The sequence below is a fragment of the Parafrankia sp. EUN1f genome, from assembly GCF_000177675.1.
GTDB lineage: Bacteria > Actinomycetota > Actinomycetes > Frankiales > Frankiaceae > Parafrankia.
In genome coordinates this window covers 1-17,356 of record NZ_ADGX01000029.1, presented here as the reverse complement: position 1 = coordinate 17,356, position 17,356 = coordinate 1, and the positions used below count along the sequence as shown (strand labels likewise).

Here is a 17,356-nt window from a genome sequence, read left to right as displayed (position 1 = left end):
GTGGGCGTCATCCCGGCTTGGCCTCGCCGCCGACCGGAGTCAGGACCTGCCCGCTGTAATAGCTCGACAGCTGCTCGGACGCCAAAAAGACGTAGCTGGGCGCGATCTCGTCGGGTTGCGCGGGGCGACCAAGTGGCGCCTGGGCGCCGAAGCTCGCGACCTTCTCCGGCGGCATCGTCGCGGGAATCAGCGGCGTCCAGACCGGACCGGGGGCGACCGCGTTCACCCGGATACGCCGGTCGATGAGCGCCTGCGCGGTCGCGTAGGTGAAGGCGAGCACCGCTCCCTTGGTCGCCGAATAGGCCAGCAGCGAGCCATTACCGCGCAGGCCGTTCACCGACGCGGTGTTGATGACGGCCGCGCCGTCGGGAAGATGGGCGAGGGCGGCCCTGGTCACCCAGAAGAAGCTGTGGATGTTGACGGCGAAGGTGTAGGCCCACTCCTCACTGGTGATCTGCGTGAGGTCCTCGGTGCTGCGCTGCACCGCCGCGTTGTTGACGATGGTGTCGAGCCGGCCGAACTCGTCCACCGTGCGGCGGACCAGCTCCTCGCAGTGCGCCTCGGTGCCGACGTCCCCGGGCAGCAGCAGAGCACGCCGGCCGGCCTGCTCGACCAGTTTCGCGGTGTGTTCGGCATCGGCGTGCTCGGAAAGGTAGGAGATCGCGACATCGGCGCCTTCCTTGGCGAAAGCGACCGCGACCGCCCGGCCGATTCCGGAATCACCGCCCGTGATCAGTGCGACCCGGTCGAGAAGCAGGTTCCGCCCCACATAGGCGGACATCTCGTCTTCGGGTTGCGGGATCATCGTCGCTGTCTCACCCGGCCAGGTCTGCTCCTGCTCCGGGCGCTGCTGCTCGTTGCCCATGGATGCCGCACCTCCCACATCGGGGCCCTGCCGGAACCAAACCTGACCGAGGTCTGTTCAGAAGGCGGGGCGGTAAACGTGGCCGCGTGCCCGGTCTCGTCTTCCCGGAGCTGACCGTTGCACCAGGGCAGATCCCGACGTACCGCCAGGCCGCGGGATCGCGGCGAGACTCGCTTTCACTGCCGGAACCGGACATTCTGCGTGGAAAGGCCGCGCACGAGTTCGATCGGTTCAACGTCACCTGGGTTGTTCGCGCCGTGCGTCGCCGCATCGGTCAGGAATGACCAGATGATTCGGAGGCTTCCTCCCAGTCCCGGATGAGCAGGTTGCGGGCCTCGTCGAGTACCTCGTCCACCGGCACTTCGGCGACGAAGGAGGGGTTGTGGGGGCAGCGCCCCCGGGTCTGGCTGGCGCCGCAGTCCGGGCAGGTGGTCTGGAAGGATGTTGCGACACGATGCCGGGCCCGTACCAGCGGGGCGGCGTTCACCACGTTCCCGCACCAGAAGATCCCCACGGTCGGCGTGCCGACCGCCGCGGCGAGGTGCCGTGGCCCGGAGTCGTTCCCGATCATCAGGTCGACCTCGGAGAGGAGGCCGACCAGGCCTGGCAGTGAGAGCCGTCCGGTCAGGTCCGATGGCTGTGAGCGGGCATGGGCGAGCAGCCGCGCGGCCAGGACGCTGTCTTCTCGACCACCGACGATCAGTACTCGCGCCCCCTCGCGGGCCAGTTCGTCGGCGACAGCGGCGAAACGATCCACCGGCCACCGCCGCCGCGGATCACCGGCCCCCGGGTGCAGGGCTACCAGCGGCCGAGCGTCGCGGAGACCGGCCATCTCATCAACCACTTCGCAGTGGTCGGAGGGCAGTACCGACAACGACGGCAGGAGGTCGACCGGGCCGGCACCGACAAGCCCGACGATCTCCAGGGCGCGCAGCGTCTCGTGTTGCAGATGACGAAAGGGGAGAGACCGGTCCAGCCGGGGTGCGCCGATGTCCCGCCCGCCCACCGTGATCCTTGCGCCCAGGCTGTCCAGCAGTGGCGTCGAATAGGCCCCGCCTCCGTGCAGCTGCACCGCGAGGTCGTAGCCGGCGGCCCGGTGCCGCTGAACGAAGGCCTTGCGCTGCCCGTCGCCGGTCTGCGGGTGGGCCGTCGCACGGCTGGTCACGCCCGGCCAGGCCGGGACGACATCGACCTCGTCCCAGGGGCCTGGGCGGCCCCGGAGCAGTTGTGTGTGCCACGGCAGTCCGAGATACACGAGGTGCGCCGTTGGGTACGCCGCACGCAGGGCGTCCAGTGCGGGCAGGGCGAGGACGAGGTCCCCGAGCCCACTCGCCCGCAGCACGACGATCCCGCGTACGTCCTCGACGCGGGAGGTGGCCCGACGATCCTCAGGACTCCACACGGCTATCCGACAGGGATTGACGCGATGCTGTCAGACACACCCGCTCGCGGGCGGGGCTGTCCAGCCCTGAGTCCCCCGACAGATGCGGTCACGCCGTGTCGATGCCCGTCCACGGAGCTCCGACACCCAACGGGGATTCGGGCATCGACACGGCCCCGACACTTCGACCGCCCACCGACCGGAGTCGAGCGCCGGGGGCGACCTCTCGGCGGTCACCCTCTGGGCTGTCGACGTCGACGGTGTCTGGGCCCCATCAACTGATCGCCGGAAAGCAGCTGTGTTGTCAGCCGCCGGGCGGGAAGGCCAAGGACGACCACATGAACAGCTTTGAGGAGAGATGATGGCCACAGTCGCGGAATCGATCGACGTCGCGGTACCGGTCCGCACCGCCTACAACCAGTGGACCCAGTTCGCATCCTTCCCGCATTTCATGAACGGCGTGGAATCCATAGACCAGATCGACGACACACACACCCGTTGGCATATCAAGGTGGGCGGGCAGGAGCGCGAGTTCGACGCGACGATCACCGAGCAGCTGCCGGACGAGCGAGTCGCCTGGAAGAGCACCAACGGCCCCACCCACGCGGGTGTGGTGACCTTCCACCGGCTGGGCACGGACGAGACCCGGGTGACCGTCCAGCTGGACTGGCAGCCCGAGGGTGTGGCCGAAAAAGTCGGTTCCGCCGTCGGCGCGGACGACCGGCGAGTGAAGGCCGACCTCAAGCGGTTCAAGGCGTTCATCGAGGAACGCGGAACGGAATCCGGCTCCTGGCGTGGTCAGGTCAGCCGGCCCTGACGCCACGGCCGCTCGCCGACAATTTCCGGTACGTGCCACGAGACGGCAGCGGCTCAGCGTCACACGGCGCCGATCCCCCACTCGGACGAACGGTCGGAAGCCAGGGTTCGCGACGGCCAGGACAGGGTTTTGCGTGCTCCGGACAAAACCCGGTGTCTCGTCGAGCGTGTCAGACCCTGATTTGTCAACGGGGGTGATCCCTTGACTGGCGGTGATCCCTTGACTGGCATAGTACCGCTGGCGGCATCCACGGGCGACGTTCCGTCGATATCGGAGATCGACTCGATGTTGGAGGAGCTTCGCCGGATGCCGCGGACTACGCAGACCATCGCACTAACGGATGATCTTCTTGAATTTCGTTTACTGCTCGCGGAGACGTCGACGGACCAGAGTTGTTAGCTGGAGGCAAGGCAGTCGGCGGCCGAGTGCACCACGGTGCAGATCAAACGGCAGCCCGGGCGGCGGTGTGACCGACCCGGTCGGGATTTCAGAGGCGGTGGGCCGTCCGGCCGGTCGCGTCGAACACCACCGGGCACGCGATGCCGCTCGCGGACCTGCGGTGAGAGCTGTGTCGTCCGATCAGGAGGAGCGACCGAAGATGCGGGCTCCGGCGCGGGGTCGTTTGGCGACACGCCCGACCGATCCCATCTTTGACTCCGCCGTGCTGCGCGGCGCGCTGAAGAGCCGCGGTGATCGCGAGGTCCGGTTCGACGTGGCCCAGGACGACTCCGCGGAGGGCGGAGCCAGCCGGAGGAGAGGACCCGTGATGAGCAACGCCAAATACGCCCTGGCGTTGATGGGTGGCTACGTCCTGGGCCGGACCAAGAAGGCGAAGGCGGCTCTCGGTGTGGGGCTCTGGCTCTCCGGTCGCGACTACCACGCCAAGGACGTCCTCCGTGACCAGGCGGTTCGGCTGATGCACTCGACGGAGGGCGAGCAGCTGATCAACCAGATCAGAGGCCCGGCCGTGGACGCCGGCCGGCGCGCGGCGGCGGGGGCGTACGAGGCGCAGCTTGATCGGCTCTCCGGTGCGCTGGCGGAACGCGCGGAGCGCCTGACGAAGACTCTGGGTGGCTCGGAGAAGATCTCCGGGGAGGGAGCTGGGACTGCCCGTGAATCCGTCCGAGGCGAAGCCGCGTCGGGTGCGCCTGACCGGACCGATGACGGCGACCGGGAAAGCGAAGCTGGAGACGATCGGACCGCCGATCAGCAGGACAGCGACGAGTTCGGGAAGGGCTTCGCCGAGCGTCGGGTCCGGGACAGGTCCCCAGGACCGCGCCGGGATGCACACCGCGAGCCGCAGGGACGGGCGGCGCTGACATCTGCCCGTGGACGTACCCGATGACGCGGACGACGATCTGAAGTGACTTCCGCCGGCACCGTTGACCTGCGGAAATAGCGGGATTTGTCGATCACCGGCTGATCACTTTATGGCAACGGGTGTGGCAACGGAGTCGCGTGATCTCGGTGGCGGTCCGTCTGTGCTGCGACGCTCCAGTCTCGACGGCTACCGACCGGGCATCCGCTGCTCGATCCGAGCCAGCAGCATCTCGGTGTCCACCGGCTTGGCGACGAAATCGGTTGCACCCGCGGCGAGACATTTCTCCCGGTCGCTCTGCATCGCCTTCGCGGTGACGGCGATGATCGGCAGGTCCGCGAAGCGCGGCATCTCCCGGATGGCGCTCATGGTCGCATAGCCGTCCATCTCGGGCATCATCACGTCCATCAGGATCAGGTCGACGTCGGTGTTGCCGAGCAACACCTCGATGCCTTCCCGGCCGTTCGATGCATGCAGCACGGTGAGTCCGTAGACCTCGAGCACGCTCGAGATCGCGAACACGTTCCGGACGTCGTCATCGACCACGAGGATCTTCCGCTCGCGCAGCTGGGGACGGGCGGGCGGCTCGGTCACGCCGCCGCGCTCGACGGCCGCCGGGTCGTCGGCGAGCAGCGGGGGCAGGTCATCAGGCCGGTCGGCGGACAGGTGCAGGGTGATGCGTTCCCGCACCTCGTCCAGCGACGGAAGCAGCTCCAGCCGGAGGATCCGGTACCGAGCCTGCGCCAGCCGCTCGTGCGCGTCGTGCATCTTCTGAGTGGGGTGGGCGAGGACGGGGACGTCCCGCAGGTCCGCGTCCTCCTGAAGCCGCTGCAGGAAGGCGAACGCAGAGGCGTCAGGCAGCGTCAGGTCGAGCACCACGCAGCGGTGCGGCGCCGCCGCCAGGGCTCGGACGGCGTCCTCCGGGGTGGTGACCGTGGCGACCTGGACGGGGCCGTGGGTGTCGGCGAGGTCCGCTGATGCCCGCTGCGCGATCAGACCGAGCAGTCCGTTGGCCTCGGGTTCGAGGACGAGCAGGCGGCGGTCCGGCGGAGCCTCGCCGGACGACGGCAGCTCCGGCTCGTCCGGCTGGCCGGCCTGAGCCGGGTGAGCCGGCCGGGCCGCGGGATCGGCCGCCACGTTCTGGACGACGACGGCGTCGTGCTGCGCCACCCCGGACCGCGCCGGCGGGGACGGTGCCGGCTCGGACGATGCGGTTCCGGACAGCGCCAGGTCGTCCAGTGGGAGGTAGAGGGTGAAGGTGCTGCCGCGTCCGAACTCGCTTTCCACGCGGAGGTCGCCGTCGAGCAGCGCCGCCACCTCGCGGGAGATGGACAGGCCGAGCCCGGTGCCGCCGTACTTGCGGCTGGTGGTGCCGTCGCCCTGCTGGAAAGCGCCGAAGATCCGCTTGAGGTTCTCGTCGGAGATACCCACGCCGGTGTCGACGACGGCGAACGCGATCTTCGAGGTGGCACCGCTGTCGGGTTCGAGCGGGTGACTGGTGTGGATGCGCAGCGCCACCTGGCCGTCCTCGGTGAACTTGACGGCGTTCGAGAGGAGGTTGCGCAGCACCTGCTCGAGCCGCTGCTCGTCGGTGAACAGCCGGGTCGGCACATCCGGTGCGACCTCGACGGCGAAGTCCAGGCCCTTCTCGGCAGTCAGCGGCTGGAACGTCGCCTGCAGGTCGTCGACCAGCTTGCCGAGATCGGCCCACTCCCGGTGAACGTCCATCTTGCCGGCCTCGACCTTGGACAGATCCAGTATGTCGTTGATGAGCTGCAGCAGGTCCGAGCCAGCCGAATGAATGACGTTGGCGAACTCGACCTGCTTGGGTGTGAGGTTGCGCGTCGGGTTCTGCGCCAGCAGCCGCGCCAGCACCAGCAGGCTGTTCAGCGGAGTCCGCAGTTCATGGGACATGTTGGCCAGGAACTCGGACTTGTACTTGGAGGCCAGCGCGAGCTGTTGGGCCCGCTCCTCGATCTCCTGCCGGGCCTGCTCAATCTCGATGTTCTTGATCTCGATGTCCCGGTTCTGACGTTCCAGCAGCGCCGCCTTCTCCTCGAGGTCGGCGTTGGACCGCTGCAGCTCCTCCTGCCTGACCTGCAGCTCGCTGGAGCGGGCCTGCAGCTCGCCAGCCAGTCGCTGCGACTCGACGAGCAGCGCGTCGGTCCGCGAGTTGGCGATGATCGTGTTGACGATGACGCCGATGGTTTCCATCAGCTGGTTCAGGAAGTCCCGGTGCACCTCGGTGAACGGTGTGAACGAGGCGAGTTCGATGACGCCGAGCACCCGGTCCTCGAACAGGATCGGAAACACGATCAGGTTGGCCGGTCTGGCCTGTCCCAGGCTGGAGGAGATACGGACGTAGTCGGCCGGCGTCTCGGCGACCAGGATCGGCTTTTTCGTCCTCGCCGCCTGACCTACCAGCGACTCGCCGACCTTGAAGGTCACCGGCACGGCCGCGTTCCCGGCGTAGCCGTAGCTGGCGATGAGCCGCAGCACCTCGTCGCCGTCGGCGACGTCGGTGAGGAAGAACGTGCCGTGCTGGGCGTCGACCAACGGCGTGAGTTCGTCCATGACCAGTTCGGCGACGGTGGCGAGGTCGCGGTGTCCCTGCATCAGGCCGGAGACCCGGGCCAGGTTGGTCTTGAGCCAGTCCTGTTCCTGGTTGGCCCGGGTGGTCTCGCGCAGCGACTTCACCATCGCATTGATGTTGTCCTTGAGCTCGGCGACCTCACCCTTCGCTTCGACCGTGATTGATCGGGTCAGGTCGCCGGTGGCCACTGCGCTGGTGACCTCGGCGATCGCCCGCACCTGGCGGGTCAGGTTGCCGGCGAGCTCGTTGACGTTCTCGGTGAGCCGTTTCCACGTTCCGGAAACGCCCTCGACCTCGGCCTGACCGCCCAGGGCGCCGTCGGTGCCGACCTCCCGGGCGACCCGGGTGACCTCGGCGGCGAACGACGAGAGCTGGTCGACCATTGTGTTGATCGTTGTCTTGAGCTCGAGGATCTCGCCCCGGGCGTCCACGTCGATCTTCTTCGACAGGTCGCCCTGCGCGACGGCCGTGGTCACCTGGGCGATGTTGCGGACCTGGCTGGTCAGGTTGTTCGCCATCGAGTTGACGTTGTCGGTGAGGTCCTTCCAGGTGCCCGACACGCCCATGACGTCGGCCTGACCACCGAGTATTCCCTCGGTGCCGACCTCCCGCGCCACCCGGGTGACCTCGGCGGCGAACGACGACAGCTGGTCGACCATCGTGTTGATGGTCTGCGCGAGGGCCGCGACCTCGCCCTTCGCCTCAACTGTGATCTTCTGTGACAGGTCACCGCGGGCGACCGCCGTGGCGACCTGAGCGATCGAGCGGACCTGGGCCGTCAGGTTGGACGCCATCACGTGACGTTGTCCGTCAGGTCCTTCCAGGTGCCCGACACGCCGCGGACGTTGGCCTGGCCGCCGAGGTTGCCCTGGGTGCCGACCTCGCGGGCGACCCGGGTCACCTCATCGGCGAACGCGGACAGCTGGTCGACCATCGTGTTGATGGTCTCCTTAAGTTCCAGGATCTCGCCACGGGCGTCGACCCTGATCTTCTGGGACAGGTCGCCCTTGGCCACCGCCGTCGTCACCTGCGCGATCGAACGGACCTGGTCAGTCAGGTTCGCCGCCATCACGTTCACCGACTCGGTGAGGTCCTTCCACGTACCCGCGACGCCCTTGATGTCGGCCTGACCACCGAGCCGGCCCTCGGTGCCGACCTCGCGTGCCACCCGGGTCACCTCGTCGGCGAACGACGACAGCTGCCCGACCATCGTGTTGATCGTGCTCTTGAGTTCGAGAATCTCGCCCTGGGCCGGCACGGTGATCTTCTGGGTCAGGTCGCCGCGGGCCACCGCCGTGGCTACCTGCGCGATGTCGCGGACCTGGCCGGTCAGGTTGCCGGCCATCGCGTTGACCGAGTCGGTGAGGTCCTTCCAGGTGCCCGACACCCCGGGCACCACGGCCTGGCCACCGAGCTTGCCCTCGGTGCCGACCTCCCGGGCGACCCGGGTGACCTCGGAGGTGAACAGCGCCAGCTGGTCTGCCATCCCGTTGAACACGGTGGCGATCTCGTCCAACAGCGCGTCGCCGCTCTGTGGCAGTCTGGTGCCGAAGTCACCGCCACGCACCGCCGACAGGCCGGCGAGCAGACGGCGAAGAGCGGCGTCGTCGAGTGCTCGGTCAAACGTCTCAGCCTCAGTCACACGAGCTCCAGATGTCGGCCCATGTAACCGGGCATGGATCAATTTTAGGTCCAGCGCGGTGGGCTAGGGTAAACACAGCCGAACGTGTGTGCGTGTGCACCGCCGCGCACACGCGGTGATCAGAATCTCGCTCCCGGTGTAGGGCATGCCTCTCGGACTGGCAGGCGGACTCTGGAGGTCGAGTGGACGGCGGCGAAGCTGTTGACGACCCGCGCTGGCGGTCGTGGAGCACGTTGGTCGCCCGCCTGCAGTTCGAGCTCGACCTCGAACGGGAGCGGCGGACCGCCCAGGCTGTGGTGGAGCTCGCCAAAGGCGTCCTGATGGAACGCCTGCGCTGTTCCCCTGCGGAAGCCGCCGCCCAACTGGCACGGCTCGCCGGCCAGACCGGCGTCCCAGTGCGGGAACTCGCGCTCGACCTCGTCGACCAGACTGCTCTCGACGACATCGCGCACTCGGATCTGCCGGTCAGCCGGCGGCGGGAGGCGCGGCTCGCGCAGGTCGAGGCGCACACCGCGGCCGGCGGGGGCGACGTCGCCGCCGTGGTGTTCGACCAGATGCTCGCCGGGACAGGAGCACAATCGGTCGCGCTGTGGGCGTTGGAGCCCGACGGCAGCCTCGGCCTGGTCGGACACGCCGGTCTCAGCTCACTCGACGCCAGCCGCTGGTCACGTGTGCCGCCGCAGTTCGACAGTCTCCCCCTGCGTGTCCTCCACGACGCGGCCGCCCAGTGGTGGCCTCGCGGCATCCCACCCGGCGAACCCGTCCCCACGGCTGGGAGCCGAGCGGCAGCACGGGCGCTGCTCCCCATGACCGACACAGGCACCCTGGTCGGGGTGATGGAGGTCTGCTGGCCTGAATCCGTCGCGGAGTTCGACGTCGTGCTTCGCCGTCAGTTGCTCGCGGCCGCTCAGGTGGCGGTGCAGGCACTCTTTCTGCACGGGGACCCGTCGCGTGACCAGCGAGCTCACTGGTTGCCAGCCCTCCTGGACGGACTCTTCGAATCCGGGATGCTCGCGCGCGCGGTCCGAGACCCGGCTGGAGACCTCGTCGACCTCCACGTCGACCACCTCACCCAGGACTTCCTCGACCCAGCCGGCCGCAGCCGCGCCGAACTGCTCGACCGCCGGTTCCTCACCCTCTACCCGCTCACCGCGACGCCCGGCGGACTGTTCGAACATCTGCGTCAGGCCATGGCCGCCGAGAAGCCCTTCTACGCCCGTCAGTTCCCCATCCACGTGCTCGTCGAGGGCGCTGTGAAGGCCGTCAACCTCGAGGTCCGCGCGGTCGGACTGTTCGACGGAATCGTTGTCGGGTGGCGGGCTACCGACCACAGCGCTCAGCTCCGGGCCTTGCTGGAGAACGCGGAGAAGCTGGGTCAGCTCGGCGGCTGGGAACAGGACCTCGTCACAGGTGAGGTGCTCTGGACCGACAACGCGCACGCGGTGTTCCACCGCCCTCGGCCGCAGCCCCCGATCCGGCTCGAAGAGCTGGACGGTCACGCTCACCCCGAGGACGCCGAGCGGGTGCGAATGTTCCGGGACAGTCTCGTCCGGCTGGGACGACCGGCGGTGAGTGCGTTCCGCCTGATGCACTCCGACGGCTCGACCCGCAGCATCCGTGCCTTCGGCGAACCGGTCACCGCCGCCGACGGCACCCGGACCGCCGTGCGCGGGGCCTACCAGGACATCACCGCCGCCTACGGCGCCCACGTGGCCCTCGCCGCCATCCGTGACCGGCTCGCCGAGGCGGAACGGCTTTCTGAGGACAGACAACGAATTGCGCTCCGTCTGCAACAGGCGATCATCGCCACCTCAGCGCCGCTGCCGCGATCGGCGCGGTTGGACATCGCGGTCCGCTACCGCCCGGCGGAACAGGACGATCTCGTCGGTGGTGACTGGTACAGCGCGGTGACCATGCCCACCGGCGACGTCCTGCTTGTCGTCGGTGACGTCGCCGGCCACGGCATCGACGCGGTCACCGCCATGGTCAACCTGCGCTACAGCCTCCGGGGCCTCGCCGTCACCGGAGCAGGGCCGGCTCAGCTCCTCGGCTGGCTCAACACGATCACCCACCACCTCACCGACCAGGTCACCGGGACCGCGATCTGCGGGCGTTACGACCCCCTCACCCGGACACTGCGGTGGTCCCAGGCCGGGCACCTCCCGCCGGTGCTCCTGCGAGACGGCCGCGCCCGACACCTCCCGGTCCCCGAAGGCATCCTGCTCGGCGTGGTCGACGACGCCGAGTACGAGGAGCGCACCACCGTCCTCGAACGTGACGACATCCTCCTGATGTTCACCGACGGACTGGTCGAACGACGGGGGACCTCGCTCGACGAATCCATGGAAGCGCTGTTCCGTCTCGCGGAACGCCAAGTGGACGACGTCGAGGCGTACGCCGACCATCTCCTGGCCGGCGCGGCGTCCGACACCGACGACGACACCTGCCTCATCGCCGTCCACATCCGATGACCACCCGTGCTCCTGGCTCGTGACGCCCCACGTGCGGCGCCCGTCCAGCGCGACGTCCGGTTTGCGCATGCGAGCCGAGCACGGCGTGACGACCGGACCTGACTACCCGAAATTCACGGCTTTCGGGCGCGGCTCGGGCGCAGTCGTCCTTGGGGCCGCGTGTCGGCTCGCTGTGGACGGGCACCCTCAGGGGGTGACGGCATCTGTCGTGGAGCGTTCGCGGCCGGGGAGTACCCCTGCCGGGCGGCCGCGGTCGGCTTGCACCATGGTTTTCGCCCCGTCACCGCTGCTGACCGTGACGATCGAGGCGCGCCCGGACGACGCGAGTGACATCCATGTGCATGCCGGTGGGCAGGGTGTGTGGATCGCGCATCTTCTGGCGATCATGGATGTGGAGGCCCGGCTGTGCGCCCCGTTTGGAGGGGAGACGGGGGCGGTGCTCACGGCGCTGGTCAGGCGCAGCGGCATCGTCGCCCGGCCGGTCACGGTGAGCGGGGAGAACGGAGGCTATGTGCACGACCGGCGCGCCGGGCGGCGGGAGGTCGTGGCCACCACGCCCGCGCCGTCGCTGACCCGCCACGAACTCGATGAGCTGTACAACACGGCGCTGGTCGAAGGGCTTGACGCCGGTGTGGCGGTTCTCGGCGGCCCGGACAACGAGGAGATCCTGCCCGCCGACACCTATCGGAGGCTCGCGGCGGACCTGCGGGGCGGGGGCGCCCGGGTGGTGGCGGACCTGTCGGGAGACTGCCTGCTGGCGGCATTGGCTGGCGGAGTCACCGTGCTAAAGGTCAGCCACGATGATCTCATCCGCGACGGGCATGCCAGCTCCGACGAGCCGGAAGAGCTGCGGGCGGTCATGACGGAGCTGGCCCGGTCCGGCGCGGAGATCGTGATCGTGTCGCGGGCGGAACAACCGGCGCTGGTGCTGGTCGGCGACCGGGAAGCCGAGATCCGCACGCCTCGGTTCACCATGCTCGACCACCACGGCGCGGGTGATTCCATGACAGCCGGAATGGCGGCCGCGCTGGCCCGCGGCGCTGACCTGGACCGGGCGCTGCGGATCGGCGCCGCGGCCGGTGCGCTGAACACCACCCGACACGGCCTCGCCACCGGCGTACGGGACCTGATCGAACGCCTGGCCACCCGGGTGGATGTCCGCCCGGTGAACGGGGAGACCGCGCGCTGATGCACGCACTGATCACGAACGATGACGGGGTCGACAGCCATGGTCTGCGCGTCCTCGTAAAGGCCGCCCTCTCCAACGGCATGGAGGTGACCGTGGTGGCGCCGGACGGCGAGCGCAGCGGGAGCAGTGCGTCGCTGTCCGCTCTGGAGTCGGACGGGCGCCTCCTCGTCACCGAACGCGCGCTCGATCGTGGGGCCGCAGCCGCGGGTCTGGACCACCTCGCAGACGCGGTGGCCCTTGCCGCCGACGCATCCCCGGCGCTGATTGTCTTCGTCGGCGTCCGCGGCGCGTTCGGGCCGGCTCCCGACCTCGTGCTGTCCGGAATCAACCACGGGCCGAACGCCGGGCAGGCCGTACTGCACTCCGGCACGGTCGGAGCGGGTCTCACCGCCGTCACCCACGGACTGCCGGCGATGGCGGTCTCGTGCGTCGCGACGGACCCCTCTCACTGGGAGTCCTCGGCGATGGTCGCCGGTCGTGCCCTCAGGTGGCTGGTGTCGTACGACGGGCCACCGTTTCTGCTCAATGTCAATGTGCCCGACCTGCCGCCCGAGCGGCTGCTTGGGCTGCGGCCCGCGAGCCTGGCCACATTTGGCGCGGTGCAGGCTCGGATCGGCGAGCGGGGACGCGGCTATGTCACCACGACGTTCAGCGAAGTCTCGGAAGATGCTGCCCCATGCAGCGACGTCGAGCTGCTACGCCAGGGCTGGGCAACGGCCACGGCCCTCGCCGCACCCGCGGCGTCGGGTGCCGTGGATCTCGCGGGGCTCGCCGGCGACGCTGATGCCTGAACATGACCGGCAGCGTCTCTGGGCGCGGACCGTTGGTCCGCGTCTGCCCGGCCGGCTCCGTCCCGTTGCTCCGCCGGATTCCCGGAATCCGACCGGTAGCTCTCTTTTCCCCCCTCGCCCGACTCGTTAATCCGGGCGGAGAGGTGAAGCCAGGCCAGCACGGCCCGGGGCGGCATCATCGACGGCCGGAAGCAGGATGCCCGACCTGTCGGCCGCTGAGCACGCGAACGGGATCCCTCCAGGGAGGGCACCGTTCCGGGCGAGTTCGCCGATATCGTCGCCGCCACCACTCGGGGCCGGCCGCTGGCCCCGGTCGCGCGGGTACAGACCCTCCGTCGCGCGACGACGCTGCGCTCCCCAGACGGACAGGACCTGGCGGAACTCGCCGACGACGAGGTCCACGCCCAGACACTCGGCTCGGCGACGACAGTGTCCCGCTGGCGCGAGATCGAGATCGAGGCCCTCGGCGACGACCCCCGCGTCCTGCCGGCGGCCGGCGCGGTCCTGCGCGGTGCCGGGGCACAGCCAGCCGCCGGGCCCTCCAAGCTCGCCCGGGCACTCGGATCGCAGGTGCCCCAGCCGGAACTCCCCGAGCTCCGCAGGCCATCCAGCCGAGGCGCCGACGCCGAAGAGAACGCGGGTGAGATCGTCCGCGGCTACCTGGCGACCCAGACCCGAACCCTGCTCGCCGCCGACGCCCGCGTGCGCCTCGGCGACCCCGAGTCCGTACACGACCTGCGAGTCGCCGCCCGTCGGCTGCGCAGCTCCCTGCGTACGTTCCGGCGGCTGTTCGACCCGACCCCCACACGCGCGCTGCAGGACCGGCTGCGAGAGCTCAACCTGCTGCTCAACCCTGCCCGCGACGGCGAGGTCCAGCTGGATCGGTTCACCACCGCGATCGAGGCACTCGACGATCGCGACCTGCTGGGCCCCGTCGCCGCGCGGGTTCAGGGCCACCTGCGCTCGCAGCACCTGCGCGGCCGTGAACAGGCCCTCGCCTGGATGCGCGACACCCAGTATCTGACTTTCCTCGACGACCTGATCACTTTCGTCGCGGAGCCGCCATATTCCCCGCGCGCGCAACGTCCGGCCGCGCGGGCCCTGCGCGCGCCCATCCGCAAAGCCGACCGCAAGGTGCGCCGCCGGGTCGACCGGGCCCTGCACACCCCCGCCGGCGCCGGCCAGGACGCCGCCCTGCACGCCGCGCGGAAGGCCGCGAAACAACTGCGCTACGCCGCCGAGACCGCCACACCGGTCTACGGGAAGCTGGCCGAAGAGCATGCCCGGCGAGCCAAGAAGATCCAGAACAGTCTGGGTGAGCACCAGGACTGCGTGATTGCCCAAGGCGTCCTGCGCGAGTTCGCGATCGCCGCGAACCAGGCCGGCGAATCCTCGTTCACCTACGGCCTCCTCCTCGGCGGTGAACGGGAACAGGCCCACCTGGCCAGGGATGCCTTCACCGCACGCTGGCCCGAACTCGCTCGCCGGCACCACCGCCGCTGGCTGAGCTGAGCGCCCTGGACGTGCCATGAGGGGGTCCCTCCGCTCTCGCCGTCGCAGGGTGACGATGCGCGGGCTCGGCTTGGACGCCCGCTACGGCGCCTACCTCGACCGCGTGCCCGGCCCGACCCTCGCCACGTTGAACATCGCCTCCTACTTCGGCCTGCACCGCCGGCCGCGCGGAGCGCTCGTCGGACACCTCGCCGTCTTCGAGATGACCTCTGTCGAGCCGATGGCCGTCTATGAAGCGTGTCGAGCCGATGGCCGTCTATGAAGCGGCCCTCCGCCGACACGGCCTAGTGGCACCATGGGTGTTCCTCCCTGCTCCCGTCCACGGACCCCATATAGGCAGGCAGGCAGGCGGGAATGGCGGGCACGGGGTTAACTCAGTCGCCCTCAGCCGGGACGGACTGCACGGCGAGGGGCACCACGACCCACAGCGCGATGAACAGCACCAGCGTGATCACGCCGGCAGTGACGCCAGCGGTAGCACCCTTCGTCACGTCGAAGATGAGAACTGCCACGCCGGCCACGGCCACCGCGAACACGCCGAGGCCGACCTGCGCCAGCCGGTTCGCGATCACGACCAGCTTCTCCTTCTCCCGCTTGCGGAACATCGCGCGGTGCAGGCTGACCGGCGTCACCAGCAGCCCGGTAGCCACGATGGACAGTGCCACAACAGTCAGATAAAGCCATTCCTGGCCGTCGCTCAGGGTGGCGAACCTGCTCTGGAACGGCAGCGCCAGCAGAAACGCCGCGAGCAGTTGCACCCCAGTCTGCGCGACTCGAATCTCCTGCAGAATCTCCGCCCAGTTCCGATTGCGCCGAGCTTCCGCAGACTCACCAGCCGCTCGGCCTCCCCATTCCTCGTCCACGCTCTCCGCACGCTCGTGCGCAGTGCCTGGCCGCGCGATCTCGCTCATGATCTACCGCCTACCCTGCCCTGTCGGCATAATGCGTCGGCGAACGCTTGCGCATGGATAGCCGATGCCGCGCGTCGACCCTGCGCACGTACGTGACCGAACCCGCGGCCGAACCCGCGGCAGCGGGTGGTCCCGCGCACCGGGAACTGCGGTCCACCTGTGACTGGGTGGCTCTCCGGCCTCCCTCCCACAACGGTGGCCGATTCGGTGTTGTCGGCCAGTGCCTGGGAAGGGGCGTAGGGACCAACGTCCACTACCAGGAGGAACCTGATGGCCACCACAGTCGCGGAGTCGATCGACGTCGCCGTGCCGGTCCGCACTGCCTACAACCAGTGGACCCAGTTCGAATCCTTCCCGCACTTCATGAACGGCGTCGAGTCGATCCAGCAGGTCGACGACACCCACACGCACTGGCATGTCAGGATCGGCGGCCAGGACCGCGAGTTCGACGCGACCATCACCGAGCAACTGCCCGACGAGCGGGTCGCCTGGAAAAGCACCAACGGCCCCAACCACGCCGGAGTCGTCACGTTCCACCGGCTCAACTCCGACGAGACCCGTGTGACGGTCCAGCTCGACTGGCAGCCCGAAGGCGTCGCCGAGAAGATCGGTTCAGCCGTTGGCGCGGACGACCGGCGGGTGAAGGCCGATCTGAGGCGATTCAAGGCCTTCATCGAGGAGCGCGGAACCGAATCCGGTTCCTGGCGTCGTCAGGTCGACCGACCCTGACCCAGTCCGTCAATCGTGGTGGGCGTGGAACCGGAACGGGGCCTTCTCCTGGGCGGCCAGTGTTCCGGTCCGCGTCGTCTGGTCGTCCCCACTCACGCGGGGGTCATCCTCGTCACTGACCGGGCTGAGGACCTTCTTCTCCGTCGCCCCCGCATCCGCTGGGTTCTACTGTAGGGGCGGGGTACGGCGGCGCAGAACGCCCGCTACGTCGACCACGAAAAGCTCACCGAAACCTCGGAAGTCGTGGAGACCGGCGACGTCACCGTATTCCTGGGCTCTGACTTCGTGGTGACGCTGCGCCGCGGCCCCCATGGCAGCCTCACCGCGCTGCGGTCCAGCCTCGCGGCGATCACCGCCGTGCCGACAGCCATCGTCGGGATCTTCGGGATGAATTTCGAGCACATGCCGAGCTGCGTCAGGTCTCGGGCTACCCCGCTGTCCTCGCCCTCCTCGCCGTCGTCTGCACCAGCCTGTACATCTTCTTCAAACGCAGGCACTGGCTTTGACCATCGGCCTCGTCTTCCGGGCGGCGTCGAGGACCATGACCGCCCATCCCCACCGCCGGCCAGGCCGCGGGCCCCCTCCAACCCGTCACGGAGTCGAACCATCCGGTCTGGAACAGCGCGGGGTGGGCTCCCGCGTCGAAGAACCGCCATAGCACGGCGAACGTGGACAGGTCGAACTGCGAACTGAGCTGGCCGAACACCAACATGAACCGACCAGCCCGCCTGCGTCCCATTCCGTGAGGCCCTTCGGTGAGCTCGGGTGAATCTTGCAACGTTTCCAGTGGCAACGGTTGTATCGGGGCAACCGTGCACTGGGCCGCGTCGTCGAGCCTGATCGAGGGCTGTCGCTCGACATGTGTTCGGATGGTGAGATCGCCCGTGGCGCGTTCGGTCGACTCTGGCTTGAACGGATCATCCTGCACGGCAACGCGAAGACACCGGAGCTAAAGCCAGGTGAACTGAAGTACGGTCCAGAGCGCCGGGACCAAAGTCATGAAGATGCAGGGAAATGGGGTCTCCCACGCCTGGTGCGTGAAGCATGAGAATGCAAGTATCGGACGATTCGTCCGGTAGGGGAACGGCGAACAGGCAGGCGCCACGATGGCCATTTGATTGTCACTGAATCCTATTT

Annotated in this window: 11 protein-coding genes and 2 pseudogenes; 8 read left to right on the top strand and 5 right to left on the bottom strand. The window is 68.8% G+C overall.

Features of this window, described 5'->3' with window-relative positions; all coding sequences use genetic code 11:
• Window positions 1-7: 7 nt before the first annotated feature.
• Together FREUN1FDRAFT_RS11245 and FREUN1FDRAFT_RS11235 are read right to left on the bottom strand one after the other, a co-directional pair.
• Window positions 8-865, bottom strand: a complete 858-nt coding sequence (locus FREUN1FDRAFT_RS11245) for an SDR family oxidoreductase (protein ID WP_006540153.1) — start codon at window positions 863-865, stop codon at window positions 8-10.
• A 274-nt stretch (window positions 866-1,139) separates the two neighbouring features.
• The gene (locus tag FREUN1FDRAFT_RS11235) at window positions 1,140-2,267 is read right to left on the bottom strand and encodes a glycosyltransferase family 9 protein (protein ID WP_006540152.1); all 1,128 of its coding nucleotides are present in this window, start codon (window positions 2,265-2,267) and stop codon (window positions 1,140-1,142) included.
• Between the two features lie 337 nt (window positions 2,268-2,604).
• Here FREUN1FDRAFT_RS11235 and FREUN1FDRAFT_RS11230 point away from each other — a divergent pair, with 337 nt between their 5' ends.
• Window positions 2,605-3,063, top strand: a complete 459-nt coding sequence (locus tag FREUN1FDRAFT_RS11230) for an SRPBCC family protein (protein ID WP_035951296.1) — start codon at window positions 2,605-2,607, stop codon at window positions 3,061-3,063.
• Window positions 3,064-3,829: 766 nt separating this feature from the next.
• Window positions 3,830-4,408: a hypothetical protein gene (locus FREUN1FDRAFT_RS11225; RefSeq protein ID WP_035951303.1), complete on the top strand. Its 579-nt coding sequence runs from the start codon at window positions 3,830-3,832 to the stop codon at window positions 4,406-4,408.
• A gap of 162 nt (window positions 4,409-4,570) precedes the next feature.
• On the opposite strand, the pseudogene FREUN1FDRAFT_RS11220 reads toward FREUN1FDRAFT_RS11225, so the two are convergent.
• Window positions 4,571-8,616 (bottom strand): annotated as a pseudogene (locus tag FREUN1FDRAFT_RS11220) (HAMP domain-containing protein).
• Window positions 8,617-8,798: 182 nt separating this feature from the next.
• On the opposite strand from FREUN1FDRAFT_RS11220, the gene FREUN1FDRAFT_RS11215 reads away from it, so the two are divergent.
• From FREUN1FDRAFT_RS11215 to FREUN1FDRAFT_RS11190, 5 genes and pseudogenes are all read left to right on the top strand, one after another.
• The gene (locus tag FREUN1FDRAFT_RS11215; protein ID WP_006540147.1) at window positions 8,799-11,087 is read left to right on the top strand and encodes a SpoIIE family protein phosphatase; all 2,289 of its coding nucleotides are present in this window, start codon (window positions 8,799-8,801) and stop codon (window positions 11,085-11,087) included.
• A 265-nt stretch (window positions 11,088-11,352) separates the two neighbouring features.
• Entirely contained in the window at window positions 11,353-12,276 is a 924-nt protein-coding gene (locus FREUN1FDRAFT_RS11210) for a 1-phosphofructokinase family hexose kinase (RefSeq protein WP_006540146.1), read from the top strand.
• Complete coding sequence (gene surE / locus FREUN1FDRAFT_RS11205) at window positions 12,276-13,067, top strand: 5'/3'-nucleotidase SurE (protein WP_006540145.1); 792 nt, start codon at window positions 12,276-12,278, stop codon at window positions 13,065-13,067. The genes FREUN1FDRAFT_RS11210 and surE overlap by 1 nt, the downstream gene beginning before the upstream one ends.
• 429 nt (window positions 13,068-13,496) lie before the next feature.
• A complete protein-coding gene (locus tag FREUN1FDRAFT_RS11195) occupies window positions 13,497-14,579 on the top strand; it encodes a CHAD domain-containing protein (protein WP_006540144.1) in 1,083 nt (360 codons plus the stop codon).
• Between the two features lie 49 nt (window positions 14,580-14,628).
• Window positions 14,629-14,817: pseudogene (locus tag FREUN1FDRAFT_RS11190) on the top strand (iron-containing redox enzyme family protein); the annotation flags it as partial.
• A 136-nt stretch (window positions 14,818-14,953) separates the two neighbouring features.
• Here the strand turns inward: FREUN1FDRAFT_RS11190 and FREUN1FDRAFT_RS11185 are convergent.
• Window positions 14,954-15,490, bottom strand: coding sequence for a DUF6328 family protein (locus FREUN1FDRAFT_RS11185; protein WP_006540142.1), 537 nt, complete (start codon window positions 15,488-15,490; stop codon window positions 14,954-14,956).
• Between the two features lie 270 nt (window positions 15,491-15,760).
• On the opposite strand from FREUN1FDRAFT_RS11185, the gene FREUN1FDRAFT_RS11180 reads away from it, so the two are divergent.
• A complete protein-coding gene (locus FREUN1FDRAFT_RS11180) occupies window positions 15,761-16,219 on the top strand; it encodes an SRPBCC family protein (protein ID WP_006540141.1) in 459 nt (152 codons plus the stop codon).
• 203 nt (window positions 16,220-16,422) lie between these two features.
• On the opposite strand, the gene FREUN1FDRAFT_RS43695 is transcribed toward FREUN1FDRAFT_RS11180, so the two are convergent.
• Window positions 16,423-16,716 carry a hypothetical protein gene (locus tag FREUN1FDRAFT_RS43695; RefSeq protein WP_157474643.1) on the bottom strand — a complete coding sequence of 98 codons (294 nt, stop codon included), beginning with the start codon at window positions 16,714-16,716 and terminating at the stop codon, window positions 16,423-16,425.
• Between the last annotated feature and the right edge of the window lie 640 nt (window positions 16,717-17,356).

Coding starts and splice junctions, on each gene's coding strand:
- FREUN1FDRAFT_RS11245 (WP_006540153.1), bottom strand. CDS start 865: ATGGGCAACGAGCAGCAGCGCCCGGAGCAGGAGCAGACCTGGCCGGGT.
- FREUN1FDRAFT_RS11230 (WP_035951296.1), top strand. CDS start 2,605: ATGATGGCCACAGTCGCGGAATCGATCGACGTCGCGGTACCGGTCCGC.
- FREUN1FDRAFT_RS11225 (WP_035951303.1), top strand. CDS start 3,830: ATGAGCAACGCCAAATACGCCCTGGCGTTGATGGGTGGCTACGTCCTG.
- FREUN1FDRAFT_RS11210 (WP_006540146.1), top strand. CDS start 11,353: ATGGTTTTCGCCCCGTCACCGCTGCTGACCGTGACGATCGAGGCGCGC.
- surE (WP_006540145.1), top strand. CDS start 12,276: ATGCACGCACTGATCACGAACGATGACGGGGTCGACAGCCATGGTCTG.
- FREUN1FDRAFT_RS11185 (WP_006540142.1), bottom strand. CDS start 15,490: ATGAGCGAGATCGCGCGGCCAGGCACTGCGCACGAGCGTGCGGAGAGC.
- FREUN1FDRAFT_RS11180 (WP_006540141.1), top strand. CDS start 15,761: ATGGCCACCACAGTCGCGGAGTCGATCGACGTCGCCGTGCCGGTCCGC.